This window comes from Marinobacter vinifirmus (genome assembly GCF_002258215.1).
In the GTDB taxonomy this organism is placed as follows: Bacteria; Pseudomonadota; Gammaproteobacteria; order Pseudomonadales; family Oleiphilaceae; genus Marinobacter; species Marinobacter vinifirmus.
Genome location: NZ_NEFY01000020.1, coordinates 1 through 25683 on the forward strand (window position 1 = coordinate 1; position 25683 = coordinate 25683).

Here is a 25683-nt window from a genome sequence, read left to right on the forward strand (position 1 = left end):
AAACCGGCATCCGCAAAACCGTCCAGTGGTACCTCGACAACCTCGACTGGTGCCAACGCGTACAAGACGGCAGCTACCAGCGCGAACGTCTCGGCATAGACAAGTGATGGTTGGGGGTCTGTCCCTACGTGGACTGACCCCCTTGCACCAGATTGGCAGCCTCTTGGCACCCAAACCCGGCAACACCCAAACCATGAAAATACTATTACTAGGCAAAACCGGCCAAGCAGGCTTCGAACTCCACCGCACCCTCTCCCCCCTGGGCCCCATAACCGCCCCGGGCAGAGAAGAGCTCGACCTAACCAACGAACAAGCCGTAGCCGACTACCTGGCCCAAACCCAGCCAAACCTGATCGTAAATGCCGCCGCCTGGACAGCTGTAGACGCCGCCGAAACCCAGCAAACCGAAGCCCAACGCCTCAACGCCGGCTTACCCAAACAGCTTGCAGAATACTCAAAGGCCAACAACGCTCGCCTGGTCCACTACAGCAGCGACTACGTCTACCCCGGCACCGGCACAACCCCGTGGCAGGAAACAAGCCCCACCGGCCCCCTGAGTGTATACGGCCAAACCAAGCTAGAGGGCGACGAAGCCATCCAGCAAAGCGGAGTAGACCACCTAATCTTCCGCACCAGCTGGGTTTACAGCGCCCGCGGCAACAACTTCATGAAAACCATGCTGCGCCTGGCCGAAACCAAACCCGAACTCAACATAGTGGCAGACCAGATCGGCGCACCCACACCGGCAAGGCTCATCGCCCAGGTAACCGCACTGGCCGTGCACATCCAACTGGAAGCAGGCCTTTACCACCTGGCCCCAACCGGCGAAACCAGCTGGCAAGGCTTCGCCAAAGAAATCTTCCGCCTGGCCGGCAAAAACACAAAAGCCAACCCCATCCCCACCAGCGACTACCCAACACCGGCAAAACGCCCGCTGAACTCAAGGATGGACGTAACCAGATTGCAGCAAGCCCTAAACATCCAGCTCCCAGACTGGCAAAGCCAACTGGCGCTGACGCTCAATGAATATCTCGAAGAAATTTGCCACTAAACCCACGAAAGAACACTAAAAAATCTTTAAATCTTTGTTTTTTATTTCGTGTTCTTTAGTGGATTTCGTGGCAAAAATGTTACGACGGGGTCTGTCCCTACGAGGACAGACCCCTCTGCACCAAAATCAAAGGAAGCAAAAGTGAAAGGAATAATCCTCGCCGGCGGCTCCGGCACCCGCCTCTACCCCATCACCAGAGGCATCTCCAAACAGCTTCTCCCGGTGTACGACAAACCCATGATCTACTACCCGCTCTCCGTACTCATGCTGGCGGGCATCCGGGACATCCTTGTCATCACCACCCCCGAAGACCAACAAGGCTTCCAGCGCCTGCTCGGCGACGGAACCCAATGGGGTATTAACCTGAGCTACGCAGAACAACCCAGCCCGGACGGTCTCGCCCAGGCCTTCATCATCGGCGAAGACTTCATCGGCGAAGACAGCGTATGCCTGGTACTCGGCGACAACATCTACTACGGCCAGGGCCTCAGCAACATGCTGCAAGCCGCTGCCAAGCGAGAGAAGGGTGCTACCGTATTTGGCTACCAGGTGACCGACCCAGAGCGCTTCGGCGTAGTGGAGTTTGACGACAACCACCGCGCCATCTCCATCGAAGAAAAACCGGCCAACCCGAAATCCGATTACGCGGTAACCGGCCTCTACTTCTACGACAATGACGTAGTCAACATCGCCAAACAGGTAGAACCCAGCCACCGGGGTGAACTGGAAATCACCAGCGTCAACCAGGCCTACCTGGAACGGGGCGATCTGAACGTCGAATTGCTGGGCCGCGGCTTCGCCTGGCTGGACACCGGCACCTTTGACTCCCTACACGAAGCCAGCGGCTTTATAGAAACCCTGGAAAAGCGCCAGGGCCTGAAAATCGCCTGCCTGGAAGAAGTCGCTTACCGCATGGGCTTCATCGGCGAAGAACAACTGCTGGCCGAGGCCGAAAACCTCAAAAAGAACAGCTACGGCGCCTACCTGAAGAAACTGGTCAAATCCAAGTAAGCCAACTCTATGAAAATCACCGAAACCAAGATTCCCGCCGTAAAACTCATCGAACCCAAAGTGTTCGGAGACGAACGCGGCTTCTTCATGGAAACCTGGAACGAAAGAGCCTTTCGCGAAGCCGGCATTGATGCCACCTTCGTGCAGGACAACCACAGCCGCTCGGTAAAAAACACCCTGCGCGGCCTGCACTACCAGATCAAACAGCCCCAGGGCAAACTCGTCCGGGTAACCCGTGGCGAAGTGTTCGATGTAGCCGTAGACCTGCGCACCAACTCACCCACCTTCGGCCAGTGGGTAGGGGAATACCTCTCGGAAGAAAACAACCGAATATTGTGGGTGCCACCGGGGTTTGCCCACGGCTTTTTGGTAACCAGTGATACGGCGGATTTTCAGTACAAGTGCACAGACTTCTACGCACCGGAGCACGACCGCTCCATCCGTTGGGACGACCCAACCCTGAACGTCAACTGGGACGTAGCCAACCCGCAAGACCTGCTGCTATCCGGCAAAGACAAAGAAGCCCAAAACCTGGAACAGGCCATGGCTGAACTCAAAGAGCATTACTGAATGATACCCGTCACCAAGCCCTACCTCCCCAGCCGGGAAAAACTGGATAAATACCTGGACGGCATCTACGAACGCCAATGGCTAACCAACAACGGCCAACTGGTACAAGAGCTCACCCAACGGCTGGAAGACTACCTGGGCGTTGAAAACCTGCTGCTGGTCTCCAACGGCACCCTGGCCCTGCAAGTCGCCTACCGCGCCCTGGGCGTGAGCGATGCAACTCCCGGCGCACAGCCGGAGGCCATCACCACCCCGTTTACCTTCATCGCCACCGCCAGCTCCCTGAAATGGGATGGCGTGCAGCCGGTATTTGCAGATATAGATCCGAACACCTGGTGCTTGAACCCGGCCAATATCGAAGCGGCCATTACCCCGAACACCCGGGCCATCGTACCCGTGCACGTATTCGGCAATGCCTGCGATGTAGAGGCCATCGGTGCCATCGCCCAAAAGCACAACCTGAAAGTCATCTACGACGCCTCCCACGCCTTCGGTGTGAACTACAAAGGCGAAAGCCTGCTCAAGCACGGCGATGCCGCTACTCTCAGCTTCCACGCCACCAAGCTGTTCCACGCAGGCGAGGGCGGGGCCATTATCTTCAAGCGCAAAGAAGACCTGGAGCGGGCGAAGAAAATGATCAACTTCGGCATCACCGGGCCGGAGAGCATTGAAGAGCTGGGCATCAACGCCAAGATGAACGAAATGCAGGCGGCGATGGGGTTGTGCGTGCTGGATGAGATCGAACAAATCAGCGCAGATCGTCAAGCCGTTACTGAGACTTACAATCACTTTCTTGCCGGCAAGCTCCAGAAGCAGCGCATTCAAGCGGGTGCGAGCTACAACCATGCCTACTATCCGGTAGCATTGGAAAACGAGGCGAAGGTAATCGAACTTATGTCCTCCCTCCGTGATTCAGGCATCCTTGCGCGTCGTTACTTTTATCCATCACTGGATGCAGTAGCCGCTCTGGAGGCAACTTCAACGGCCTGTTCGGAATCCAGAAAGCTGGCTGAGCGCATTATCTGTTTGCCAATTTATTCCGGCTTGAAAGTTGAAGAGATTGAGATGATATCCAAGAAAGTGTCAGAGGTTGCTCAGTGATAACTCGACCAACGGGCGCCTTTTTTAGAAAACCGGTTAACTCTTCAAAAATCGTTGCCTTTATTGAGAAGCTGGTTGCTCCCATTAAACTTGTCGGTGCCGAAGGTCTGGAATTGAGAGGCATCTGTGACTCCCGTACCGGTGGTCATAATCAGCTTGTCTTTGCTAACGCCGAGCATTTTGGCAAAGGTGCAGAGTTAACAGGCTCCTTTGTTTTAACGGATGAATTGCCGGATGAATCAATCCAAGGCTCCAATCAATTCTGTGTGGTGTCAGACCCCAGAGCTGTATTTATGGACGTGCTTACGTGGTTGATTGATTCAACAGGCGTAGATGCCCATTGGAGTGGCTACACCGGTGAGGCAGCGGTCTCGAGCGAGGCGCAGGTTGCAAGCTCAGCCGTTATCGAGCCTGGCGTCGAAATAGGCGAGGGCAGCGTGATCTGTGCCGGTGCCGTTATCAAGCGTGGTTCGCGGATTGGCAGGAATACCATCATTCGGGAAAACGTGGTGATTGGAAGCGACGGAGTGACGGTGTACCGGGCAGCTGACGGTCGATTGCTGAAGTTTCCCCATGTGGGTGGTGTGTCTGTTGGCGACAACACTGAAATCGGTGCAAATGCTGTGATTGCCGGAGGCATTCTTGCCGCCACGTTTATCGGGAACGATGTAGTCATCGGCAATCTGTGCAATGTAGGCCATGGCGCAGTTGTCGAGGAAGGGGTTTGGATGTCTGTTGGGTCATTGCTTGGTGGCCATACCACGGTGCACGCCGGAGCGACCATCGCAATGGGCGTCAGTGTTCGGGACAACCTGGTGATCGGCGCAGAAGCATCGCTGGGTATGGGCAGTGTTGTGGTCAAAAATGTTGAACCGAACCATTCGATGTTCGGTAATCCCGCCAAGCGAATGGTTGGCCTGAAAACCGGCCCCAAACGATAGGTTAGGAGTTGTTATGTCGGAAGTGCTGAAATTTGTGTTCAAGGGCAACCGAAACTATATCCAAGGAACCAGTTTGTTTAATGCCTTGGTTGAGGTAGCTGGTCAGAGAGGGGCGGCGGAAGGCAAGATTAATGTGTCATTCAAGCACATGATTCACAATCCGGTTTGCATTCTGGACGAACGTGCGCCAACAGCAGCCGATGCGGTAGTCGCTAAAATAGCTGGAACCGACGGTGAGAGTTACTCCCTGTGCATTAATGCAGCGACTGAAACCGAAGAAGCCGTGCGACAGGAGTTTGATGAGCCAGAAGCTTGCCGTGGCTCCATCGTCGGCGATAAATCCATCGTTCAGGACAAGCCTCACCATGCGGACAGGATTGAACTGCTGGTATCACTCTGCAAGAAAATGCACCAGGAGTGTGTGGATAGTTCAAAAAAATGGGTCTTTTCCCGGTATGACGGCCAGTTTCCAATCCCCGAGATGGATAAGGTGGAACTTCGCATCACCAAACAGGTGGGCACACGGCTAACCTGTAGTGATGTTTTGGTTAATGGCGAGAAAATCGCTGACATGTACTTTTCATGACGCATTAGAATAATAGGAGCCACTCATGTTAGGGATTCAGTCGGTAGCGAGTTATTTGCCGAAAGGTCGAGTCGATAATTTGAAGCAGGCAGACCGGTTTGAAACAGATCGTGAGTTTGTCGAGCAGAAAATCGGCGTGGCAACTCTGCCTCGGTTTGAGGAGACAGACAGCGTTGTTAGTGCCAGCGCAGCAGCCTTCGACCGCCTGTGTGAAAAGGTTCAGACCGACAAGTCAGAGATTGAGTGCGTGGTTTTGTGCACTCAAAATCCGGACAAGGGTGGCTTGCCCCATAACTCAGCTTTGGTTCACGCTGCTTTGGAACTGTCTGAAGACTGCGCCTGCTTCGATATCGGGCTGGGATGCTCTGGGTATGTTTATGGTTTAAGCGTGATTCAGTCTTTTATGGCTGCGAACGGAATGAAAAAGGGTTTGCTTTTCACCTGTGACCCTTATTCTCGAATTCTTGACCCGGAAGATAAGAATACTTGTCTCCTGTTTGGTGATGCAGCGTCGGTTACATATATCACCGATACACCACGCTACAAACTAGCCAGCGCAAAATTTTCTACCAAAGGTACTGGCAGTGAGGCACTTCAGAAAACAGAACATGGCCTGGAAATGAACGGTAGGGCTGTGTTCAACTTTGCTTTGCAGGATGTACCCAAGCAGATCAAGCGCACGCTGGCATCCGCAGAATTGACTGCTGACGATATTGACCTGTTTCTGCTGCACCAGGGCAGTCGTTTTATGCTGGAAAACACTATAAAACGAGCTGGAATACCTGCTGAAAAGGCCCCAATCAGGCTCTCTGAAACCGGAAACACTGTTTCGTCGTCTATTCCGCTCCTGATGGAAGCAGAATTGGATAACAACCCCCGAAGAATACTTATGTCAGGCTTCGGTGTCGGATTATCTTGGGCGACAGCAATCTATGAAGAAGTAAAACCAAACTAATAGGAAGCACTATGAACCGCGAAGAAGCTGTAAAAATTGTTATGTCCATGCTGGAAAAAAATGTTGAAGACCTGGAAATGTCTGAAGACAAGATGGGCAAAACACTTGTGGACCTGGGTGTAGATTCACTGGATGTGATGCTGGTGATTATGGATGTGGGCGAGGCTGCTGGGGTTGCCATTAGTGATGATGAGGCGGAGGGGTTGGATACTCCTGAGAAGATTGTTGAGTTTATTTTGAAGTAATAATTTTCGATGATTGAGTTGTGGCAAGAATTGACCTTGCCCGCCTTCAGGACGAACTGAACGAAATGGCGAACATCTTCGAAAAGCTGTTCGCCATGAAAGCCATGATCATGAACCAGAACATCCCGGAGCTGGCCGAACAGTTCGACAAGCCCCTGTTCATCTGGATTCGCCGCGACCCGATCTTCAACATCCAGTCTGCGCTGGAAGCCCGAAAGCGCCAGTACGGCGACATCAACACCTGGTACTCGTTCAAGATAAAAGAATACCCGCACCTCAAAGACCTGGACCCGTTGGAGTCTGTGGCCGGCCAGATCGCAGCCATCAACCGCTCGGTGGAGCAGGGCATTGCCGCGCTGCCAGAGCACAAAAAACTGGTGGTTCAGTACGAAGACTTCTGCCAGCGGCCGGAGTACTACTACAACGAAATCACCCGCCGATTGGTTGAGCAGGGTGGAGTGAGAGCAGAGCAGGTGCCCGAGTACTCCGGGGAAGTGAGTTTCTCGAATACCAATCGGTGGCGGTTGGAGGAGTATTCGCAGGGGGATGCGGAGCGGGTTTATGAAGCAGTCACAACGGGCAAGGAATAAGCAAAATCGTGTTAGGTAAAATCAAAAACCGCCTTCGCCAGAAGGCAACAGAGCTGCGCAACCAGCGAAAAGCCTCGGGCAAGGTCAAGTATTTCTGTATAGGCCGGAACAAGACAGGGACGACCTCCCTGAAGCGCGCTTTCGAAGATCTGGACTACCCCGTAGGCAACCAGCGCAAAGCGGAGATTCTGACCGGCGAGTGTTACTTCGCCGGCAACTTCCAGCCCATCGTCGATTACTGCAAGACCGCCCAGGTCTTTCAGGATGTACCATTCAGCTACCCGGAAACCTACAAGCACCTGGATAAAGCCTACCCGGGCAGCAAGTTTATTCTCACAATCCGCGACGATGCAGAACAGTGGTATCGGTCGATCACCCGTTTCCACGCCAAAATGTTCGGCAAGGACGGTCGAATCCCTACGGTTGAAGACCTGAAAAGCGCAACCTACGTTCAGCCGGGCTTCATGTATAACGTTGTTCGAGTGCACGGCACACCAGACGATGACCCTTACAACAAGGAAATCATGGTTGCTCACTACGAACGATACAATCAGGAAATTATCGAGTACTTCAAAGACCGCCCGGAAGACCTGCTGGTGATCAACGTTGCGGAAAAGGGCGCGTACCAGAAATTCGTCGATTTTCTGGGCGTGGATTCGCCGTTTGACGATTTCCCGTGGGAAAACCGCACGTGAAGAACGGCGACATCTGATGCAGGCGATGAACCGAAAAATCGGTGTGGGGGTGCTCTGGAACCTGGCGAGCCTGTTCCTCACCCGAGGAGCCGGCACCATCTTCATGTTGTTCCTCGCTCGCTTTCTTGCGCCAGAGGCATTCGGCTTAGTGGCCATGGCGACGGTGGTTTTTGAGTTGGCAAATGCCTTTATCAACTCCGGCCTTGGTGCTGCGCTCATCCGTAGTAAAGACGTTTCTGAAGCCGATCTGAATACGGTGTTCTACACCAATCTGCTACTAAGTCTCGTTGCATATGCAGCGCTATTTACTGGCGCTCCCTATATCACTGCTTTCTACAGTCAACCAGAACTGACACCTTTGATTCAGGTGATGGGTTTAGTTGTCTTCATCAATGCGGCCAAGGTTGTGCAAACTGCCGTACTCAGCCGCAAGATGGACTTTAAAACCCGGATGAAGGCCAATACGCTGAGCGTGGTGGTGTCAGGTTGCCTGGCGGTAGCCGCTGCCTGGAGCGGGTGGGGTGTATGGAGCCTTGTGGTTCAGATGCTGAGTTCAGCACTGATTTCAGCACTGGTGCTCTGGTTGGTTAGCCAATGGCGGCCAGCTTTGCAATTCAGTACCGAATCGTTCAGCCGATTGTTCAGCTTTGGCAGAAACCTTCTGGCGGAAGGGCTGCTGTCTGTGCTTTACCAGAACTCCTATGTGCTGGTGATTGGTCGCTTCTTTAGTGCTGAGTTGACCGGTTTGTACTTCCTAGCCAAGAAAGTAAGCAACCTGATTGCGCAGCAGTTGACGGGTGCAGTACAGGGAGCTACCTTCCCGGCTCTTTCGACCTTACAAGACGACAACGCAGCTTTGCGGCACAAGTATCGCCAGATCATGCAGCTGATGATGTTCCTGATTGCTCCGATCATGGGGTTGCTGGCTGGGCTGTCGCCTGTGTTGTTTGAGTTGATGTTTGATGAGCGCTGGGCGGCGGCGGTGCCTTATTTGCAGTTGCTTTGTGTGGTTGGAGCGCTTTATCCGTTGCATGCGTTGAACATTAATCTGCTGAACGTAAAGGGCCGGTCTGATCTTGTGTTGAAGGTTGGCTTTGTGAAGAAGGCCGTTAACCTGACGCTGTTGTTCCTGGCGATACCTTTTGGGGTGATAGGCATTGTAATAAGTCAGGTAATCGGGACTTTTTTGGCGCTAATTCCTAACACTTACTTTTCGGCGCGTTTGGTGGGTTATTCACTCTTTGATCAGATTAAAGACGTTGTGAAACCGTTGGCGGCTGCAGGGTTTGCCGGCATTTCGGCTTGGTGGGTTGCACAGCTTGAAATGCCGTTTCTGATACTGTCACTGCTATTCGCAGGCGTGGCGGGTCTGCTTATCTATATTCTCGCTAGCGTTTTGTTGAGGGCTGAAGGTGCTCGGATGATCTGGCTTAAGGTTAACGACAGGTTGACAAAGAAATTTGGGAAGAAAGCGTATGGGGGTCAATGAACGTGGTCGCAGGTAGTGAAGTAATGGAGCAGCCAGCTGCGATGGGTATGAGCTTTAAGCCAGGTGATCCGGTACCTAAGCCGCCAAAGCCCAGGGCTGAGGAAGAGATTATGAGTGGGTGGCAGGGCGATCCTCCTGTGCCATTGGTGTCGGTGGTGTGCATTACCTTCAACCAAGAGAAATATATCAGTGAAGCACTCGATAGTTTTTTAGCCCAGAGAACAAGCTTCCCATTCGAAGTGATTGTTCACGATGATTGCTCTACAGACGGAACGCGAGCGATTATCGAAAGCTACGTGTCTCGTTACCCGAATATCATCAAGCCTGTATTCCAGAGAGAAAATCAGTTTTCTCAGGGAAAGCGCCCGACTTTTGTTGCTTCAAAGTACACCAAGGGGCGCTATATCGCCCTCTGCGAGGGTGATGATTATTGGATTGATGAGCAAAAACTGGAGAAGCAGGCGAACTTTTTGGGAAATCATCGTGACTACTCCGCAGTCACACATCAAACGGTTAAATTTTTTGAAAGTGACACATCCCGTTCTCAGGTGTTCACCGAGGTAAACAAAGATCATTGGGAACTTGATGATTTGTTGTTTGGCCGGAAGTATCACACGGCATCGTTGATGGCGCGTGGTGAGGTATTCAGAGACAACGAAATACCGGAAAATATCGTGTCTGGCGACAAAGCCCTTTCATTCCTTCTATTATCACTGGGAAAGATAAAGTATTTTCCAGCGCCTATGGCTGTTTATAGAAAGAACCCTGGCGGTATTAGTACTTGGGTGACAGCTGATATTATGGCGGGTGACCTTAACTTGTTGCCCTGGCTTAAGCGCATAAATACTGAGTTTCCAGTTACCAAATATCGAGCAATAATCCACAGCACAATTTGCAGTTATCCACCGGCAATTCGTTTCAGCGTAGCGCTTAAAAATTATCTATTATTCTGTGTGTATTCTTTTTCTTATTTTCCAAAAAACCTTAGACCAATCATTGGCCTAGCTAAGGGTATGGCTGCTCGAGCGGTACGCGGCGGGTTTAGCGGACTCTAACTGAACAGATAAGGTCGAACGCTTTAACTATGAAAATCTCCATAGCCATGGCCACCTACAACGGTGCCCAATACATCCAAGAGCAACTCCAAAGCTTCATAGACCAGACCCGTCAGCCGGATGAACTGATCATCACAGACGACTGCTCCACAGACCAGACCGAATCGATCGTTCGCGAGTTCGCCAAAACCGCGCCCTTTACCGTTGAGTTCCATCGTAATGAGAAGAACCTCGGTTACTGCGGCAACTTTAACGCGGCCTTGATGAAAACAACGGGCGATCTGGTTTTTCTCAGTGACCAGGATGATGTGTGGTTCCCTGAGAAGATCGAACACATGATCGATGTTGCTGAGCGTAACCCGCAGGCGTTGGTGGTAATGAACGATGCGGCGCTTACGGATGGTGAGCTAAATGAGGTGGGGTTGACCAAGGTAGGCCAGATCCGGTCGGCTGGCTTTCCTATGAAGGCCTTTGTGATGGGCTGCTGCTGCGGCATTCGACGTGCGTTGCTAGATTTTTGTATGCCTATTCCTCGGGGTATTGAAGCGCATGACAACTGGATTGTGGACTTCGCTGAGGCCCTGAATGGCAAAGTTGTTGAGGACCGAGTACTCCAATACTACCGCCGGCACGAGACTAATGAGTCTCAGTTTATTGTGAACAGGACTACCAAGGTTACTAGGTGGCAAGCTCAGATTCATTCGCTTCTTCAATCAGTCAAGAGTCTAAAAATTCTCTTTGACGGCAATAGCCGGCACAGGGAGAGCGACTGGATTGCACGACAACAGGTGAGAGTTGATGGAATTCAGCAGGCTATATCTGCTGCCCCCGAGAAATACCACGAACGAATATGTGAGATGCTTGAAACGGCGGAAAACAACGCAAAGACATATAAGCTGCGGGTTGGTGTTCGAGAAAAGTGGATCTTACCCCGCATATTCGCAACTCTTGGGCTTTTGTTCCGGGGCGGATATCGGGACACTCAGGGGCTTAAAGCGGTTTTGCGGGACCTGATGGGCTGATGTCGACACCTCAGCTCAAAGGAGACCCATGCAATCTCCGCTCACCATCCGCGCCGGCGAGTACTCGGTAGGCGCCCACATTTAGCAGCACCTGACACACCCGGGGATGAAATACATGCAGTACGTAAAACTCACCCCTTAGCAACTGCTGGAAAGGCTGGATGCCATTCACCTAAGCGTTAAGTTGCTGCAGTCTTATATCTGGGTGACCAAGGATAACGGCTCCGGGCAGCAATGTTGGGAAACCAGGGGCTTGAAAAAGGCGGAAACGGAGGCGTTGATGCTGGGGGATGGTCGTATTGCGGCGGAGCGGGATTTTAGTGGGTTTTTGGACAACTGGAATGTGATATTCCAGAGTTGGTAATTAGCAAGAACAAAAGTATTACCATGAAAAGAACTTCGCCCTGGTGTCCCGTTCGGGTTATTCCTTAGCGTAAATATGCTATCAGTCAGGTCGATTTTCACCGACTTGGAGATTCTGTTTTGGCCCGGAAACCAGCACCCCTACCGTTTTCAAGTGGCGTAACCGTTATATCGAACAGGGCCTGAGTGGCCTGCAAGACGCTCTAAGGCCCGAACAGCCCAGCCAACTGGTCCGGAAAAGGTCAAGTCGATTCTTGATGACGCGTTCAAAAAGCTACCCAAGGAATCAACCCACTGGAGTGTCCGGTTGATGGCTGAATATGTCGATGTCAGTCGCTGGCAAGGTGCATCAGATCTGGAAAGCCGCTGACCTGAAACACCCGGATAAGGCGCTGGTGCGGTCGGTGGATGAAAAACGAAGATCCAGGCGCTGGATCGCACTCAACCAAAGCTGCAACTGAAACACGGCCAGATCGAGCGCCGGACCCACGATTACATGAGGCATGGGACGACCAGCTTATACGCGGCCTTGAATATCCTTAACGGCGAAGTGATTCGGAGCACTACACAACGCCACCGCGTCAAAGAGTTTCTCGATTTCTGCGACAAATTGATCGAGAAACACCGAAAGAGCAGGACCTTCATCTAATTCTGGACAACAGCTCGACTCACAAAACACCAGAGGTGAAAGCCTGGGTGGAAAAACATCCCCGGTTCAAGCTCCACTTCACACCCACCAGTCCCTCTTGGCTAAATGCCGTAGAGGGCTGGTTTGGTCAACTGGGACGCTGCGCTCTGTACCGTGGTATTTTTACCAGCGTCGGCGAACTGAAGAAGGCGATTCGTCGTTTTATCCAAACTCATAATGAAAAGCTGGCAAAGCCGTGCCCCTGACACAACAGTGCAGAATCGATTATGACTTCAGTAGCGCGAGCAGAGCTGAGCGTTATTGATAATAAATAATAGGATTAACCAGACGCAACACTAGGTTGGTGCTTTCGATGTTGCATTCGCGTCTTAGACAAAATTTAAAAGAATCTGGTGATGCCAAATAATCCATTAATTAAATCTCAATGTCAGGAGCCAGAAATACAAGATGAATTCTAAGCCTTTGGTAAGCATTATAGTGCCGTGCTATAACTCCCAGGAAACTATTTCTCGGTGCTTAAAGAGTGTTCTCTCACAAGACTACCCCTTTCTAGAAGTTATTGTTGTTGATGATGGTTCCTCTGATCGTACATACGAAATCGTCTCCAAGGAAAATAATGTAACTCTGTTAAGGCAAGAGAATAAGGGAGCACCAAGTGCAAGGAACTTCGGTTTAAGTGTGGCCAAAGGGCGGTACATAAAATATTTGGATGCTGATGATGAGTTGTTACCTGGTTGCATCTCAAAACAGGTCAGGCTGCTATCGCGTTTGCCCGATGAAGTGATTGTGTATGGAGATTATTTGCTCTGCGAAGGTGATAATGAAAAATATATAAGTACAAAGCTCAAGTACAATAATCAGGTGGTTGGGCTTTTTTTCCAAGATATATTGACGACCACTCCTCTACATAAAAAGTGGATGCTCGATAGAATAAACGGTTTTGATGTAAATCTGCCAAGAGGGCAGGAGTGGAATCTACATATACGTTTGGCGGCATCGGGCGCTCGATTCGTTCATGATCCAGGTGCAGTTTACAGATACGTGCAGGATGCATCCTCTAAAAGAATATCCAGTATAAACAGATCAAAAACCACCAATGAAAAACTAATTATTGATTTTGAAAGGGAGGTTTTGACACATAGCCAAGTAGAGGCTCTTTTGAGCAGCCAAATGTTTTGGTTGCGTTGCTTGCGGTTTATCATGCTGGCATCTAGGGCAAAACATATCGAAAATGCTGAAATTCTCGGAAGGGCTGCTAAGATTTCTATCCCTTCGCCATTTCTGAGAAAGGTTTACCTTTCTAAGTGTTTTCCGGACCGTTTATTCGTAAGGTGGTTTCGCCTTTTTTGCCTAATAACTTGGCGGAATACGCCATCTATTCTGAGGGATATGAAGGCAGGGGGGGGCGGTTGAAGCGTTCTATGCTGAATGGTTCAACTGAAAAATAGATCATTGAATAATTCCTTTTTCCCCCTTATCAAAGATCTGGTAAATTTTCGTGATTGAAGAAATTTTTTTTTCTGTAGTTGTTCCCCTGTTTAATAAGCAGAGTGTAGTGCTTGATACGATTAACTCTGTCATTAACCAAAATTATCAAAATTTCGAACTTATTGTAGTCAATGATGGATCTACGGATCGTTCTTTGGATATTGTTAATCAGAATTTTGACGGGCGTGTTAAGGTTGTAGATCAGAGCAATGCTGGTGTTGCAGCTGCAAGAAATGCTGGAGTGAAGCACGCGAAGGGCGACTGGGTGGCATTCTTGGATGCTGATGATCTTTGGGCATCCGAACATCTTTCTCACCTCGACGAGTTGATAAAAACCGTGCCCGATGTTGTGATGGTATCGTCTTCGTCAAGAAAGGTGCCTCCAAAATTTCAGCTTAGCCAAGTCAAGAATACTGAGTCGGATTATCGCTATACTACGAGCTTTTTTAAACGTGAGTCTCAGGTTAATTTTCCTGTTAATAGCTCTTCGGTGGCGGTTAAGCGCAAGGTCCTTTCCAAGCTGGGCGGATTCCTTCCATATAGTAGCGGCGAGGACGTTGAAATGTGGGCAAGGGTTGCACTGACTGGGAGGGTTTGTATTTCGAATTTTTGTTCCGTTTACTACAGGCAAGATCTGACCTCAGGGCTCTCTGGTAAAGCTATTATAGAAAATCGACTGGGTAATCAGCTTGGAGGGATGTCTAGCACCCCTGTGCTCAGGATGATAAAGGAGAGAATTAAAAGTAATGCTCTTACGGTAGACTCTGATTTGAAGGAGTACATATGTTTCAGGCTGGAAGTGGGTTTAAAGGTCAGGTTTGCGAAAGGTGATATTAAAGGATTGAGGGAATTGCTGCGCTGTTCAGATTGGAAGAGTTACTGTTCGCCTTCAAAGTATGATTTTCTACGGTATCTTCCTGATTTTGCCATTCGATCGCTCAGGGTTCTATATTTTTCAGTTAGAAAGTAGACGTCATTATTTTTATGTTACAGTTTTTGACTGCCGAAGATATCTCTATCGTAATGATAGATAAGTGATTTTATGATTTTAAGTGTTCTGATAGTGAATGATACTCGTGTTGACAGGCATCACGGTTGCAGTGCTGTTATGCAAGCAATCGTTAGGCTTTTAGCAAGGAACGGTGTTGATAGGTTTTCCTTTCTGCCTGCGCATTCGGACTGGAGAAAAATGTCAGATTTTCGGCGTTTTGTATCTGATTTCGACTTAGTTCTAGTAAACGCTGAGGGCACTATTCACCATGACAGAGAGGCTGGGCTTCGGCTTCTAGAGATTGGGGGCGTGACTCGCTCTCTGGGGGTGCGTTCTGCGCTGGTAAATGCAGGCTGGGAGGGCAATAGCCCTTCGCTGCTGTCTCTGCTGCGTAACTTTGATTTTATTTCAGCAAGAGATACGAGAAGTGCAGTAAGAATGAGGGCGTCCGGCGAGGTAGTGCGTGTTGTTCCAGATCTCAGTATATGGGCTGCTAGAGATGAAGGTTTCAGGCCTCTTCGTTGCAATAGAGATATATGTAAGCTCGGTGTTACCGACAATGTTGACCGCTTCAAGTCTCTTTTTTTAGAGAAGTTGAGGCACATGAATTCAGGTCAGTCTGTTTCTATCGGATATGCTGCTAAAGGAACCAAAGGTCGGCTGAGTTTTATTCGTGATGGAATATCTATACGGGAAGACTTTTCGAATCCGTATAGGCTGGTGGCGCTTCTGAAAATGCGAAATAGACTTTGGAAGTCTAGCCAGGAAGATTTGCACAGGTTTATTCAAGAGATTTCTGGTTTCAGTCTTTTGGTTTCCGGGAGGTTTCATGCGTGTACCTTGGCGTTGTCAGTCGGAACCCCGATTATTGCCCTGCCTTCAAATACAGACAAGATCGCCGCGTTATTCGAAGACGCCGGGCTCGACTCATGGCGCTATGAAAGCGTTATTGATTCTGACCATATTCAAAGGGTAAAGGAAGCTCAGTGGAGCGATGCTGAGTATCAAAGTTTGTCTGCCTATCTAGAGAGTGCTTCAGTACTTACGGAAGAAATGTTTTCTGATCTCGCAAAGTTAATGCGGTCAAAGTGATCGCTGTAAAGAGAGTAGGTTGATGAAATCTTGTAATCGTCAAGCATCTAATCGCATTAACTCCTGGAAATGGGCTCAGAAGGTTGTTAGATCAGGTGGCTCAGTTTGGGATCTTGAGTGGTTAAAAATAAGCGCAGAGGTAGCTGAACAACGCAACTTGATACTGCCGTCCCCGGAAGAGCGCAAGGGCACGGCACTGGGAAGGTGCATTCTCGCCTTAGCAATAATTACTGGGTGGGTTCTGGTGTTCTTTTACTTTGTTCGCCAAAGGCTGGGGGCCGCACAGGAATGCAAACTGTCTCATGCAGAGCGGCTAGTAGCAATTCACCCGGAATGGAGTACGCGAACTCGGCACTTAATAAAAGCTATTGGTAGTGCTCACCCCCCAGTAGGGGGGGTGATCTTGCTTGGACGACTAGAGGGTTTTGGTAAGGAAGCGTTAAAGGTTCGCCGTAAACTCTTACAAGTGGAAGGGGCTACTTCGCTACCGATTGTTATGCCTTTTTCCCCAATGGCTTGTCTGTTGGGGTTGATGGATATTCCTGGAGCATTCCAAGAGGGGTTGCGCTCTTACAAGGGGATGCCTTTTAACCTACGGTTCCGCGATCAAGTTGCAGTGAGCTTTCGAGTTGGATTAGGTGTAGTCGCTTCGCGCTGGTGGGATAGGTCGGGTTTTCCTACCGAGGTTTTTTTTGGCCACACTGGCATTGCCGACACAACTCTTCTGGAGCGTTCTATCCAGAAGCGAGGGGGAAGAACGATACATGTTTTGCATGGCCAGGCCACCGGCCCTAATTTTGTCGGATTCTCTAATGAGGCATGGTTCCGAAGTCAGTTTGACGCAGTAGCATACGAAAAGCTGGGATGCTATCGGGTATGTGGTATTCAGAAAGCAAAGAAACCTGCTTTACGCCGTGGGAATTCCGGGTTTCTTTTGCTTACAAACCTCGCGCATCCGATGAATCCTCGTTTTCGTTCAGACCCTTTGAAAGACGAGATTTCTTTACTCCGCTGTGTAGGTCAGGCGAGCCGTAGTCTGGTAGGTATTTGCGGTCCGCTCTACTGGAAGCCCCACCCTGTAATTTCTGAATTGCCGGAGAAAATTCAGTCTGAACTTAGGAGTGTGGCAAAACAAGAGGGATTTTCTGAGCTATCAAGCGATGCGAATATTTTTGATGTTGCGGGTAACTGTAAATGGGTGTTTAGCAGTCCATCTACTGTTGCCATAGATTTGCTGCAAATGGGTATTCTAAGTTTGATTCTTGATCCCCAAAATACGGTTTTAGACACTGCACTATCGAAGCTCCCTCAATGCGAGGCCAGCGCGGGAAAAGTATTGCATTTTCTTGATGATATTTCTTACCGAAAAAACTACAGCGAGATGTTTGATGAATCCTATTCGGAAATTCATCCTGCAGTACCTTTGAAAATTTCTTGGTAAAGGCCTTTTATGTCAAGTGTAGATGTTGGAAAACGTGTTTTTCTTGCTCAGGGTGAAGCTTTGAAGCTGATAGGGAAGAACCTTGATCAAAGCTTCGATCACGCTGTTGATCTGATTATGAAGACTTCCGGTAAAGTGATTGTTTCAGGAATGGGGAAATCGGGAATTATAGGCAAGAAAATTGCTGCTACTTTTGCTTCTACCGGGACGCCTAGTTTTTTTGTTCATCCTGCGGAAGCCTTTCATGGCGATCTAGGAATGTTCGCCTTTGAAGATGTTGTCATATTAATCTCCTATAGTGGTGAAACTGAAGAGGTAATTCGTTTAGTTCCTTCTTTAAAGCATTTTGGAGTGAAGGTTATCGCGCTGGTCGGCCGGCCTGATTCAACTCTAGGTCGTAATGTAGATGTTGTTTTAAGTGTGGCGGTTGAAAGAGAGGTATGCCCCAACAATCTTGCTCCGACTACATCTACCACAGCGACACTTGCGATGGGAGACGCGCTCGCAGTTGCATTGATTGAAAAGCGTGATTTTAAGCCTGTGGATTTTGCTGTTTTCCACCCCGGAGGTAGTCTAGGGCGCAGTCTCTTGACTAAGGTTCAGGATGTAATGCATTCAGTCGTCCCTAATGTTCATCCTGACTCCTGTTTAAAAGATGTGATAATGGTCATTACGCAGGGTGGACTAGGGCTTTCAGTCGTTCTAGATGGAGAGGAAATTGTTGGCATAATTACGGATGGTGATTTGCGCAGGGCGTTATTCAGGAAGGGTGAAATACTTAATTTAAGATCCAAAGATATCATGTCAAACAAGCCGCTGACTATTTTGTGTAGTGAGTTAGTAAGACGGTCGGAGGAAAAGATGCTCGACTCTGGTGTTACAGCGCTATTGGTGTTGGATGAGTTTGAGAAATTAGCAGGGATAGTTAAGCTTCAAGATGTTTCGCGTATATAGCTTAGTAATGAAAATCGTATCTGGGAGCTATATCAGTTGAGAATATTATTGGTTATTACCAGTTTGGGAGTCGGTGGTGCGGAGCGGTTGTTGACATCGCTTGCAGATAAGTATGTATCGCTTGGGCATGAGGTTGTCTTGGCCTATTTGCACGGCGATGTTTGTATTCGTCCCCAAGACTCCCGAGTATGTCTGGTTAATATGGACTTGAAAAAAAGTCCGTTTGGAATAGTCCTTGGGCTTGGTCGGATGCGTAATTTGATTCTAGAGTTTCGCCCAGATGTGGTTAATAGCCATTTGGTTCATGCCAATATTATATGCCGGTTATTGAGATTGGTAGCGCCAGTGCCATGTTTGATTAGCAGCGCACATAATACCAATGAGGAGGGCAGGGGGCGGATGCTCGCCTATGGCTTAACTGATCGATTGGCGGATATCTCAACGAATGTTTCCGATGAAGCAGTGTTGGCTTTCGAGCGAGAAAGAGCGGTTCGAAAAGGAAGGATGGTGGTTGTATATAATGGGGTTGATCCAGATGTTTTCCGTTATGACCACAAGTCTCGCCAGGCTATCAGAGAGGAGTTAGGTGTGGATGATTCATGCGCCTTGTTTCTTGCGGTTGGCCGGCTATGTGAGGCTAAAGATTACCCGGCTTTGCTAAGATCGTTTAAGTCCATCGCAGATGCTGTACACACTAAACTGGTAATAGTTGGCGATGGCCCCCTGCGTCATCAAATGATGGAGCTCTCCAGTTCTTTAGAAATTTCTGACAGAGTTTTTTTCCTTGGGGCCCGTAACGACATACCAGCTCTGATGTCAGCATCCGATGTATTTGTTCTTTCTTCTGCATGGGAAGGCTTCGGGCTGGTTGTTGCTGAAGCAATGGCATGCAAGCGTATCGTCGTGGCTACAGGCTGTGGAGGTGTGAAGGAAGTTGTGGGTGATGCAGGTTATTTGGTGCCGCCGGGAGATTGCGATGCGTTAGCTAGATCAATGCTGCAGGCGCTTGAGTTGTCATGCGAGAAAAGGGGAGAGATCGGGGAGAATGCCCGACAGCGCGTTATAAGCAAGTTTTCACTGGATGCGGCTGCAGGTCGTTACATGGCCTTATATGCGGGAGCAACCAGTAACGGAGGTTTTTTCTGATGTGTGGGCTTGCTGGCGTATTGGGTTCTGGGTGCGTGACTAAGGCGAATCTCAGGCGGATGGTGGATGTAATTGCGCATCGTGGCCCAGATGATGTAGGTGTTTGGCAGGATAGTAGTGCTTCTTTGATCCTTGCACACCGCCGTTTATCAATTCTGGATTTATCACCAGCAGGACATCAACCGATGCAGTCTCCTTGTGGTCGGTACGCCATGGTCTTCAACGGCGAGATATACAACCATGCTGAGCTTCGAGATGAGTTGTGTATGGAGCATGCAGGTAACATAGCTTGGCGCGGTGCGTCAGATACTGAAACATTAATGTACGCTTTCCAGACATGGGGGGTGGTGGATACGCTCCGCCGGGCAAGCGGCATGTTTGCAATAGCTTTTTGGGATAGAGAAACCCAGTGTCTTACTTTGGCCCGGGATCGATTCGGTGAGAAGCCTTTGTATTATGGGCGCATAGGTGGGGGGCTGGTATTTGCCTCCGAACTGAAGTCGTTTCACGAGTACCCTGACTTCGTCGGCGAGCTTGATACTGGCGTTGTGGAAAGTTATCTGCGTTTTGGGTGTGTGGGTGGCAGTCAGAGCATCTATAAGAATGTACTCAAGTTACCGGCTGGTACCACTCTCCGTGTTACGCACGAGAGCGGCCGAGTTGGTGAGTTTCCGAATCCGGAAAAGTGGTGGTGTGCAGTTGAAGCTGCGCGTGTTGCCCGCCAGACTGCCTTAACCTCGTCAAAGCAAGGAGTGAGCTTAGTCGAGAAGTCATTGTCCGCCTCCGTCCGGCGGCAGATGACTGCAGATGTACCTCTTGGCGCTTTCCTTTCCGGTGGTATCGATAGCTCTTTAGTTGTTGCATTGATGCAAGCGCAGTCTGATCGCAAGGTCAAGACGTTTTCGGTAGGATTTGATGATCCTCGCTATGACGAGTCAGCGCATGCAGCGGCCGTGGCAGCGCATATTGGTACGGAGCACACCACGTTACGGGCAACGTCAGAAATGGCCCTGGACGTGATTCCGAAATTGTCAGAAATTTATGATGAACCGTTTGCAGATTCATCACAAATACCCACTTATCTTATCTCCTGCCTTACCAGAGAGCATGTAACTGTGGCTTTAAGCGGTGATGCTGGTGACGAGTTGTTTGGTGGCTACAACCGCTATGTTTGGGTGCCTCGGGTTTGGAGCAAACTTGCTAGTATGCCGCGGCCACTTCGTCAGAGATTGTCGCAGTTTCTGCGGGGCATACCCTCTGATGGTTATGATCGGCTGATGAACCTAGGCGGACGCGTGCTTCCTTCCCGATTCTATATCCGTACATTTGGTGAGAAACTCTATAAGTTGGCGGATGTGCTTGAGTGCAGTTCCGATCGAGCGCTTTTTGCCGGGCTAGCTTCTGTCAATAGGCAGCCTCGAACATTACTTAACTCTAATTTTTACCGAGAGTCGCCGCTAGATCAACTTTATCCAGTTTTGGCCGGATTTAATCAGGTCGAATGGATGATGCTGATGGATACGCTCAACTTTATGGTAGATGATGTTCTTGTTAAGGTTGATCGAGCCAGCATGGCAGCTGGTTTGGAAGTTCGGACTCCATTTCTTGACCCCCATGTTTATGATGCAGCCTGGCAGTTGCCAATGGATATGCGTGTGCGCGATGGTCAGGGTAAATGGGCGTTGCGCCAGATTTTGTACCGCCATGTACCGCGAGAGTTGATAGAGCGGCCTAAAATGGGGTTTGCCGTACCGCTTGATGAATGGTTGCGTGGACCGCTGAGAGAATGGGCCGAAGATCTTCTAGCGCCCGCTTCTTTGAATAATATTCCTGTTTTCAACACTAAGGCGGTCCATTACATCTGGGACAAACACCTTCGGGGCAAAGGGCACTATGCCCAGCAATTATGGTCAGTACTGCAACTTTGCGCTTGGGCAAAGCGTTGGAAACCGAGTATCAGATGAGAGCGCTGTCTGCCTGTAAATCAATTCTTTTCTGTTAGGTAATTCATGGTTCCGTACTGGCTTTTCCTGGCCATTCCTGTCGGTGTTATTGTCGCCAACCTACGGTTTAACGAGAGATCCAAGGTGTGGGCTTGGGCCATGGTGTGGATGTTTTTCTCTTTCGCCATAGGTTTGAGGTTTGAAGTTGGTGGGGATTGGAATGCATACATACGGTTGCTTCAGGTCCAGGATGGTAAGACCTTCTGGTCCGCCCTTACTGCTGGGGACCCTGGGTACTATGCGCTTAATTGGCTGGTGGCGCAGCTAGGCGGTTCAATTTATTTAGTTAACACTATCTGTGGGATGGTGTTTATGGCAGGAGTTGTTAGGTTTGCACGTAGCCAGCCTCTACCTTGGTTGGCCCTCCTAGTATCTGTGCCTTACATGATTATTGTGGTCGGTATGGGGTACACCCGACAGTCAGTGGCCTTAGGTCTTGTGTTGATTAGCTTGGTTTCATTGACGAATGGAAAGATACGCTGGTTCGTATTCTGGGTAATGATTGGTGCAAGTTTTCATAAATCGGCAATATTAATGTTGCCTTTGGCTGCCTTGTCGGCAACGTCCAATCGATTTTGGAGTTTATTCTGGATTAGCTTGATGTCGCTACTCGGCGGCTATCTATTTGTGTTTGACTCGGCGGAGGAGCTCTGGGTTAATTACGTGGAAGCGGACCTGCACTCTCAGGGTGGGTTGGTTCGCGTGTTAATGAACGCTATTCCAGCGATGCTTTTTCTTGGGTTTCGATCATATTTTCTGTTGTCCGAATCAGAAAGAAAGCTCTGGTTTTGGATGTCTCTTTTGGCATTGATTTGTATTCCGCTTGTTATTATTTCTTCGACAGCAACGGATCGTGTTGCACTTTATTTGATTCCTGTTCAGGTATTTGTGTTCTCAAGGTTTCCTTTTATTGTAAGTGATCCCCGTCAACGGGGCCTGATAACCCTTGCCGTAGTTGGATATTACATTTTGGTGCAGGCCGTTTGGTTATTGTTTGCGACAAATGCGGCAAAATGGTTGCCTTACCAGGCAAGTTTCATGGCTTGAGGCAAGGCTCGGTTTAGCGGGGCAACTACACTCAGCGACAGCAACCGGTTTGGGTAGCGTTCAGGATAGTGTGATGCGGTTGGCCGATACCGGCTTCGTTCATTTTTTGGGTCGCTAGTTTAGTTGACTATTTTCTCAATGTGTTGTTTAGAACAATAAATAATCCATGTTTGCGGTCTCAAAACTCACCATAGCCCTGATGTCGCCTTTGGGCGCATCGTTATTTGGCGGCTTACTCGCGCTCTTGCTGGCCTTGGTAGGTCGCAAGCGCCTGGCTTTCTGGTTTGGTGTCTTAGCGCTGATTTGGCTCTGGTTCTGGTCCTTGCCTTTGGCTAGCAACTGGGTACGCGGCTACCTGGAAGATCAATTCCCACCCATGGCGGTTCATGAAGTGCCCCAGGCAGAGGCTATTGTGGTGTTGGGCGGCGGCGTGTCGCCTGCCGGCCATGGTGACCTGTATCCGAACCTGGAATCCGGTGCTGATCGGGTTTGGCATGCCGCCCGGTTGTTCCACGCATCTAAAGCACCGCTGGTGCTGTTGACGGGTGGCAGCGATCCCGAGCATAGCGCCACTTCGGAGGCAGAGGCCATGCAGCGGTTTATGGTGGATCTTGGCGTTCCTGAACAGGCCATTCTTTTGGAGCAGCAAAGCCGAAATACCACACAGAATGCGGAGCACTCAGCGGAGATACTGGCAGAGCAGGGCATTAACCGGATTCTGCTGATCACTTCTGCCTATCACATGCCAAGGGCGAAGGGATTGTTCCAGGCTCAGGGCCTGGAGGTTATTCCGGTCGCAACCGATCAAGAGGTACTGTCCAGGCCCCTATGGCGAGACCTGCTCCCTGAAACCAGTGCGCTGGACAGCAGCAGTCGGGCAATCAAGGAAATTGTTGGGCGTCTGGTTGGGCGGTAGTAACTCTGCAATGGCACACTCTGAATTTATTAAAACACTGAATTTAAGCCGCACCAGTGCACCAGTGGGGTAGTAGATTGGCAGTACGCAAAGACATAGCTGAGTTACAAGGGCACGGGCAGGCGGGTGCGCTTTTGAAGCGGGTTGTTTTTCTTACGTCTAATACCTCTTGGTATTTGTATAACTTCCGCGCGAGCACGATTCAGGCGTTGCGTGAGCAGGGTAACCGGGTGATTTGCCTGTCGCCGCCGGATGATTTCAGCCAGCGCCTGGTGGATGAGCTGGGGGCGGAGCACATTGGCTTGCCGCTGGATGGCAAGAGCACGGGCGCGGTGCAGGAGCTTCGTAGCCTGCGGTTTATCTGGGCGGTGATGCGCCGGTACCGGCCGGATTTTGTGTTCAACTTTACGGTGAAGATGAACATTTATTGCGGGCTGGTGTGTGCGCTGCAGAAGGTTCCGTTTGCCAACAATATTTCCGGCCTGGGTACGGCGTTTATTCACGATTCCTGGCTGTTCCGGCGGGTGCGGCAGGTGTATGGCCTGGTGAACCGCCGGGCGCATCGGTTGTTTTTCCAGAACGAGGAAGATCTGGGGGTGTTCCGGGGCAAAGGAATGCTGGGGGATACGCCTTTTACCCTGTTACCGGGGTCCGGGGTGGATTTGCAGCGGTTTCAGGCCTCGCCCCTGCCGGAAGGCGGGCCGTTCACCTTTATTATGATTGCCCGTTTGCTGGGGGATAAGGGTGTTCGGGAGTATGCCGAAGCCTGCCGGCAGCTGAAAGCCGAAGGGCTGGATGTGCGTTGCCTGTTGGTGGGTCCGTTGGGGGTGAGTAACCGGACGGCGATTTCCGAAGAGGAGGTTCGCCAGTGGCAGGCCGAGGGCATTGTGGAATACCCGGGTGCCACAGACGACGTTCGCCCGCTGATTGAGCAGGCCCATGTGCTGGTGTTGCCCTCTTACCGCGAAGGCATGCCCCGCACCGTTCTGGAAGCCGCCGCCATGGGCCGCCCGGCCATAGTGACCGATGTACCCGGCTGCCGCCATGCCATAGAGCCGGAGGTGACCGGTTGGTTGTGTGAGGTGCGCAGTGCGGAGTCTTTGGCTGGGGTTATGCGGCGGGTTGTGGGGATGGATGCTGTGGAAGTGCAGAGGGCTGGGGATGCGGCCCGAGGGAGGATGGAGCGGGAGTTTAGTGAGGATTTGGTGGTTCGCGCCTACTTGGAGTGTTTATGAAGGTTTATGATGTATTCAACGGCGACGCAGACGGCATCTGCGCGCTGATTCAACTTCGCCTGGCGGAGCCTTGTGATTCCACGCTGATCACTGGCGTTAAACGTGATATCGCCCTGGCTCGCAAAGCACCGGCCGAATCGCCTTCCCGGGTAAACATTCTGGATGTGAGTCTGGATAAAAACCGCGATGCGGTCGATGGCTTGCTAGCCGCAGGCTGTTCGGTGTTTTATGTGGACCACCACTTTCCCGGGGAAACCCTGCCGGATGCGCCGGGCTTTACCGCGTTGATTGATACCCAGCCCACTACCTGCACCAGTTTGTTGGTGGATCAGCATTTAGGTGGGCGGTTTCATAACTGGGCTATTGCGGCGGCGTTCGGGGACAACCTGAATGCGGTGGCTGATGAGCTGGCTGCGAAATCGGGTTTGAGTGCCGAGCAGGCTGAAGCCCTGAAAACCCTGGGTGTGTGCATCAACTACAACGGCTATGGCGCCACCGTGGAGGATTTGCACTTTCACCCGGCGGATTTGTACCGGGCGTTTGTGCAGTTTGAAGACCCGCTGGACTTGATTGCCACCGAGCCTGCCGCCTGGCAGAAGCTGCGGGATGGTTACCGGGCGGATATGGCCGAAGGGCTGGCTGCGCCGGTGCTGAATGAAACTGCAACCTCGCTGGTGGTAAAGTTGCCCGACCAAGCCTGGGCCCGGCGGGTGAGTGGCGTGCTGGGTAATGAGCTGGCTAACCGTAACCCGGATAAGGCTTGTGCGATTGTGACCGAAAAGGCCGATGGTTCTTACCTTGTAAGTATTCGTGCGCCTTTGAACAACCGCACCGGGGCTGATGACGTGGCGAGGCAGTTTCCGACCGGTGGCGGGCGTAAGGCAGCGGCCGGGATTAATGATTTGCCGGCGGAGCAGCTGGATGCGTTTGTTGGCGTGATGTCTGAGTTTTGGGCTGACTGATTTTTTTGCCACGAAATCCACGAAAAAACACGAACAAAGAATACTGATTAGATAAAGAAAAGCGTTTTTGTCTTTTATTTCGTGT

General features: G+C 50.5%; 24 protein-coding genes and 1 pseudogene. All 25 read left to right on the forward strand.

Going from position 1 to position 25683, the window contains the following annotated elements:
• Window positions 1-193 precede the first annotated feature (193 nt).
• The 25 genes and pseudogenes from rfbD (at window position 194) to B9Q17_RS15680 (ending at window position 25598) form a co-directional block, all read left to right on the forward strand.
• Window positions 194-1051 carry a dTDP-4-dehydrorhamnose reductase gene (gene rfbD, locus B9Q17_RS15555; RefSeq protein WP_094625948.1) on the forward strand — a complete coding sequence of 286 codons (858 nt, stop codon included), beginning with the start codon at window positions 194-196 and terminating at the stop codon, window positions 1049-1051.
• A 141-nt stretch (window positions 1052-1192) separates the two neighbouring features.
• Window positions 1193-2062 carry a glucose-1-phosphate thymidylyltransferase RfbA gene (rfbA, locus tag B9Q17_RS15560; RefSeq protein WP_094625919.1) on the forward strand — a complete coding sequence of 290 codons (870 nt, stop codon included), beginning with the start codon at window positions 1193-1195 and terminating at the stop codon, window positions 2060-2062.
• A gap of 9 nt (window positions 2063-2071) precedes the next feature.
• Window positions 2072-2632, forward strand: a complete 561-nt coding sequence (gene rfbC, locus B9Q17_RS15565) for a dTDP-4-dehydrorhamnose 3,5-epimerase (protein ID WP_094625920.1) — start codon at window positions 2072-2074, stop codon at window positions 2630-2632.
• Window positions 2633-3733, forward strand: a complete 1101-nt coding sequence (locus B9Q17_RS15570) for a DegT/DnrJ/EryC1/StrS family aminotransferase (RefSeq protein ID WP_094625921.1) — start codon at window positions 2633-2635, stop codon at window positions 3731-3733.
• Complete coding sequence (locus tag B9Q17_RS15575; RefSeq protein ID WP_154707653.1) at window positions 3730-4674, forward strand: DapH/DapD/GlmU-related protein; 945 nt, start codon at window positions 3730-3732, stop codon at window positions 4672-4674. The genes B9Q17_RS15570 and B9Q17_RS15575 overlap by 4 nt, the downstream gene beginning before the upstream one ends.
• 13 nt (window positions 4675-4687) lie before the next feature.
• Window positions 4688-5260 carry a hypothetical protein gene (locus B9Q17_RS15580; protein ID WP_094625923.1) on the forward strand — a complete coding sequence of 191 codons (573 nt, stop codon included), beginning with the start codon at window positions 4688-4690 and terminating at the stop codon, window positions 5258-5260.
• Window positions 5261-5285: 25 nt separating this feature from the next.
• A complete protein-coding gene (locus tag B9Q17_RS15585) occupies window positions 5286-6215 on the forward strand; it encodes a ketoacyl-ACP synthase III (RefSeq protein ID WP_094625924.1) in 930 nt (309 codons plus the stop codon).
• Window positions 6216-6226: 11 nt separating this feature from the next.
• Window positions 6227-6460: a phosphopantetheine-binding protein gene (locus B9Q17_RS15590; RefSeq protein WP_094625925.1), complete on the forward strand. Its 234-nt coding sequence runs from the start codon at window positions 6227-6229 to the stop codon at window positions 6458-6460.
• 20 nt (window positions 6461-6480) lie between these two features.
• The gene (locus B9Q17_RS15595) at window positions 6481-7050 is read left to right on the forward strand and encodes a sulfotransferase family protein (protein ID WP_244177411.1); all 570 of its coding nucleotides are present in this window, start codon (window positions 6481-6483) and stop codon (window positions 7048-7050) included.
• 8 nt (window positions 7051-7058) lie between these two features.
• Entirely contained in the window at window positions 7059-7745 is a 687-nt protein-coding gene (locus B9Q17_RS15600; RefSeq protein WP_208618796.1) for a sulfotransferase, read from the forward strand.
• Between the two features lie 16 nt (window positions 7746-7761).
• Window positions 7762-9234 (forward strand): lipopolysaccharide biosynthesis protein, encoded by a 1473-nt coding sequence (locus B9Q17_RS15605; protein WP_094625926.1) that lies wholly within the window; start codon window positions 7762-7764, stop codon window positions 9232-9234.
• A complete protein-coding gene (locus B9Q17_RS15610) occupies window positions 9231-10289 on the forward strand; it encodes a glycosyltransferase family 2 protein (protein ID WP_094625927.1) in 1059 nt (352 codons plus the stop codon). The genes B9Q17_RS15605 and B9Q17_RS15610 overlap by 4 nt, the downstream gene beginning before the upstream one ends.
• A 29-nt stretch (window positions 10290-10318) precedes the next feature.
• Complete coding sequence (locus tag B9Q17_RS15615) at window positions 10319-11311, forward strand: glycosyltransferase family 2 protein (RefSeq protein ID WP_208618797.1); 993 nt, start codon at window positions 10319-10321, stop codon at window positions 11309-11311.
• Between the two features lie 491 nt (window positions 11312-11802).
• Window positions 11803-12637: pseudogene (locus tag B9Q17_RS18420) on the forward strand (IS630 family transposase); the annotation flags it as partial.
• A 133-nt stretch (window positions 12638-12770) separates the two neighbouring features.
• Window positions 12771-13736, forward strand: coding sequence for a glycosyltransferase family 2 protein (locus tag B9Q17_RS15630; protein WP_094625930.1), 966 nt, complete (start codon window positions 12771-12773; stop codon window positions 13734-13736).
• Window positions 13737-13821: 85 nt separating this feature from the next.
• Entirely contained in the window at window positions 13822-14781 is a 960-nt protein-coding gene (locus tag B9Q17_RS15635; protein WP_167373040.1) for a glycosyltransferase family 2 protein, read from the forward strand.
• A 72-nt stretch (window positions 14782-14853) separates the two neighbouring features.
• Complete coding sequence (locus B9Q17_RS15640; protein ID WP_094625932.1) at window positions 14854-15894, forward strand: polysaccharide pyruvyl transferase family protein; 1041 nt, start codon at window positions 14854-14856, stop codon at window positions 15892-15894.
• A gap of 22 nt (window positions 15895-15916) precedes the next feature.
• Complete coding sequence (locus B9Q17_RS18095; protein ID WP_154707654.1) at window positions 15917-17335, forward strand: hypothetical protein; 1419 nt, start codon at window positions 15917-15919, stop codon at window positions 17333-17335.
• 9 nt (window positions 17336-17344) lie between these two features.
• Entirely contained in the window at window positions 17345-18289 is a 945-nt protein-coding gene (locus B9Q17_RS15645; RefSeq protein WP_094625933.1) for a KpsF/GutQ family sugar-phosphate isomerase, read from the forward strand.
• Between the two features lie 36 nt (window positions 18290-18325).
• Window positions 18326-19435, forward strand: a complete 1110-nt coding sequence (locus B9Q17_RS15650) for a glycosyltransferase (RefSeq protein ID WP_094625934.1) — start codon at window positions 18326-18328, stop codon at window positions 19433-19435.
• On the forward strand, window positions 19435-21399 hold the full coding sequence (asnB, locus tag B9Q17_RS15655) for an asparagine synthase (glutamine-hydrolyzing) (RefSeq protein ID WP_094625935.1): 1965 nt from the start codon (window positions 19435-19437) through the stop codon (window positions 21397-21399). The genes B9Q17_RS15650 and asnB overlap by 1 nt, the downstream gene beginning before the upstream one ends.
• Before the next feature lie 45 nt (window positions 21400-21444).
• On the forward strand, window positions 21445-22485 hold the full coding sequence (locus B9Q17_RS15660) for an EpsG family protein (RefSeq protein ID WP_094625936.1): 1041 nt from the start codon (window positions 21445-21447) through the stop codon (window positions 22483-22485).
• A 166-nt stretch (window positions 22486-22651) separates the two neighbouring features.
• On the forward strand, window positions 22652-23401 hold the full coding sequence (locus B9Q17_RS15670; RefSeq protein ID WP_244177413.1) for a YdcF family protein: 750 nt from the start codon (window positions 22652-22654) through the stop codon (window positions 23399-23401).
• A 134-nt stretch (window positions 23402-23535) separates the two neighbouring features.
• Entirely contained in the window at window positions 23536-24636 is a 1101-nt protein-coding gene (locus B9Q17_RS15675) for a glycosyltransferase family 4 protein (protein WP_244177414.1), read from the forward strand.
• Complete coding sequence (locus tag B9Q17_RS15680; protein ID WP_094625939.1) at window positions 24633-25598, forward strand: DHH family phosphoesterase; 966 nt, start codon at window positions 24633-24635, stop codon at window positions 25596-25598. The genes B9Q17_RS15675 and B9Q17_RS15680 overlap by 4 nt, the downstream gene beginning before the upstream one ends.
• The last annotated feature ends 85 nt before the right edge of the window (window positions 25599-25683 follow it).

Coding starts and splice junctions, on each gene's coding strand:
- B9Q17_RS15615 (WP_208618797.1), top strand. CDS start 10,319: ATGAAAATCTCCATAGCCATGGCCACCTACAACGGTGCCCAATACATC.
- rfbC (WP_094625920.1), top strand. CDS start 2,072: ATGAAAATCACCGAAACCAAGATTCCCGCCGTAAAACTCATCGAACCC.
- B9Q17_RS15660 (WP_094625936.1), top strand. CDS start 21,445: ATGGTTCCGTACTGGCTTTTCCTGGCCATTCCTGTCGGTGTTATTGTC.
- B9Q17_RS15610 (WP_094625927.1), top strand. CDS start 9,231: ATGAACGTGGTCGCAGGTAGTGAAGTAATGGAGCAGCCAGCTGCGATG.
- B9Q17_RS15585 (WP_094625924.1), top strand. CDS start 5,286: ATGTTAGGGATTCAGTCGGTAGCGAGTTATTTGCCGAAAGGTCGAGTC.
- B9Q17_RS15605 (WP_094625926.1), top strand. CDS start 7,762: ATGCAGGCGATGAACCGAAAAATCGGTGTGGGGGTGCTCTGGAACCTG.
- B9Q17_RS15680 (WP_094625939.1), top strand. CDS start 24,633: ATGAAGGTTTATGATGTATTCAACGGCGACGCAGACGGCATCTGCGCG.
- B9Q17_RS15670 (WP_244177413.1), top strand. CDS start 22,652: ATGTTTGCGGTCTCAAAACTCACCATAGCCCTGATGTCGCCTTTGGGC.
- B9Q17_RS15570 (WP_094625921.1), top strand. CDS start 2,633: ATGATACCCGTCACCAAGCCCTACCTCCCCAGCCGGGAAAAACTGGAT.
- B9Q17_RS15645 (WP_094625933.1), top strand. CDS start 17,345: ATGTCAAGTGTAGATGTTGGAAAACGTGTTTTTCTTGCTCAGGGTGAA.
- B9Q17_RS15580 (WP_094625923.1), top strand. CDS start 4,688: ATGTCGGAAGTGCTGAAATTTGTGTTCAAGGGCAACCGAAACTATATC.
- rfbD (WP_094625948.1), top strand. CDS start 194: ATGAAAATACTATTACTAGGCAAAACCGGCCAAGCAGGCTTCGAACTC.
- B9Q17_RS15630 (WP_094625930.1), top strand. CDS start 12,771: ATGAATTCTAAGCCTTTGGTAAGCATTATAGTGCCGTGCTATAACTCC.
- asnB (WP_094625935.1), top strand. CDS start 19,435: ATGTGTGGGCTTGCTGGCGTATTGGGTTCTGGGTGCGTGACTAAGGCG.
- B9Q17_RS15640 (WP_094625932.1), top strand. CDS start 14,854: ATGATTTTAAGTGTTCTGATAGTGAATGATACTCGTGTTGACAGGCAT.
- B9Q17_RS15590 (WP_094625925.1), top strand. CDS start 6,227: ATGAACCGCGAAGAAGCTGTAAAAATTGTTATGTCCATGCTGGAAAAA.
- B9Q17_RS18095 (WP_154707654.1), top strand. CDS start 15,917: ATGAAATCTTGTAATCGTCAAGCATCTAATCGCATTAACTCCTGGAAA.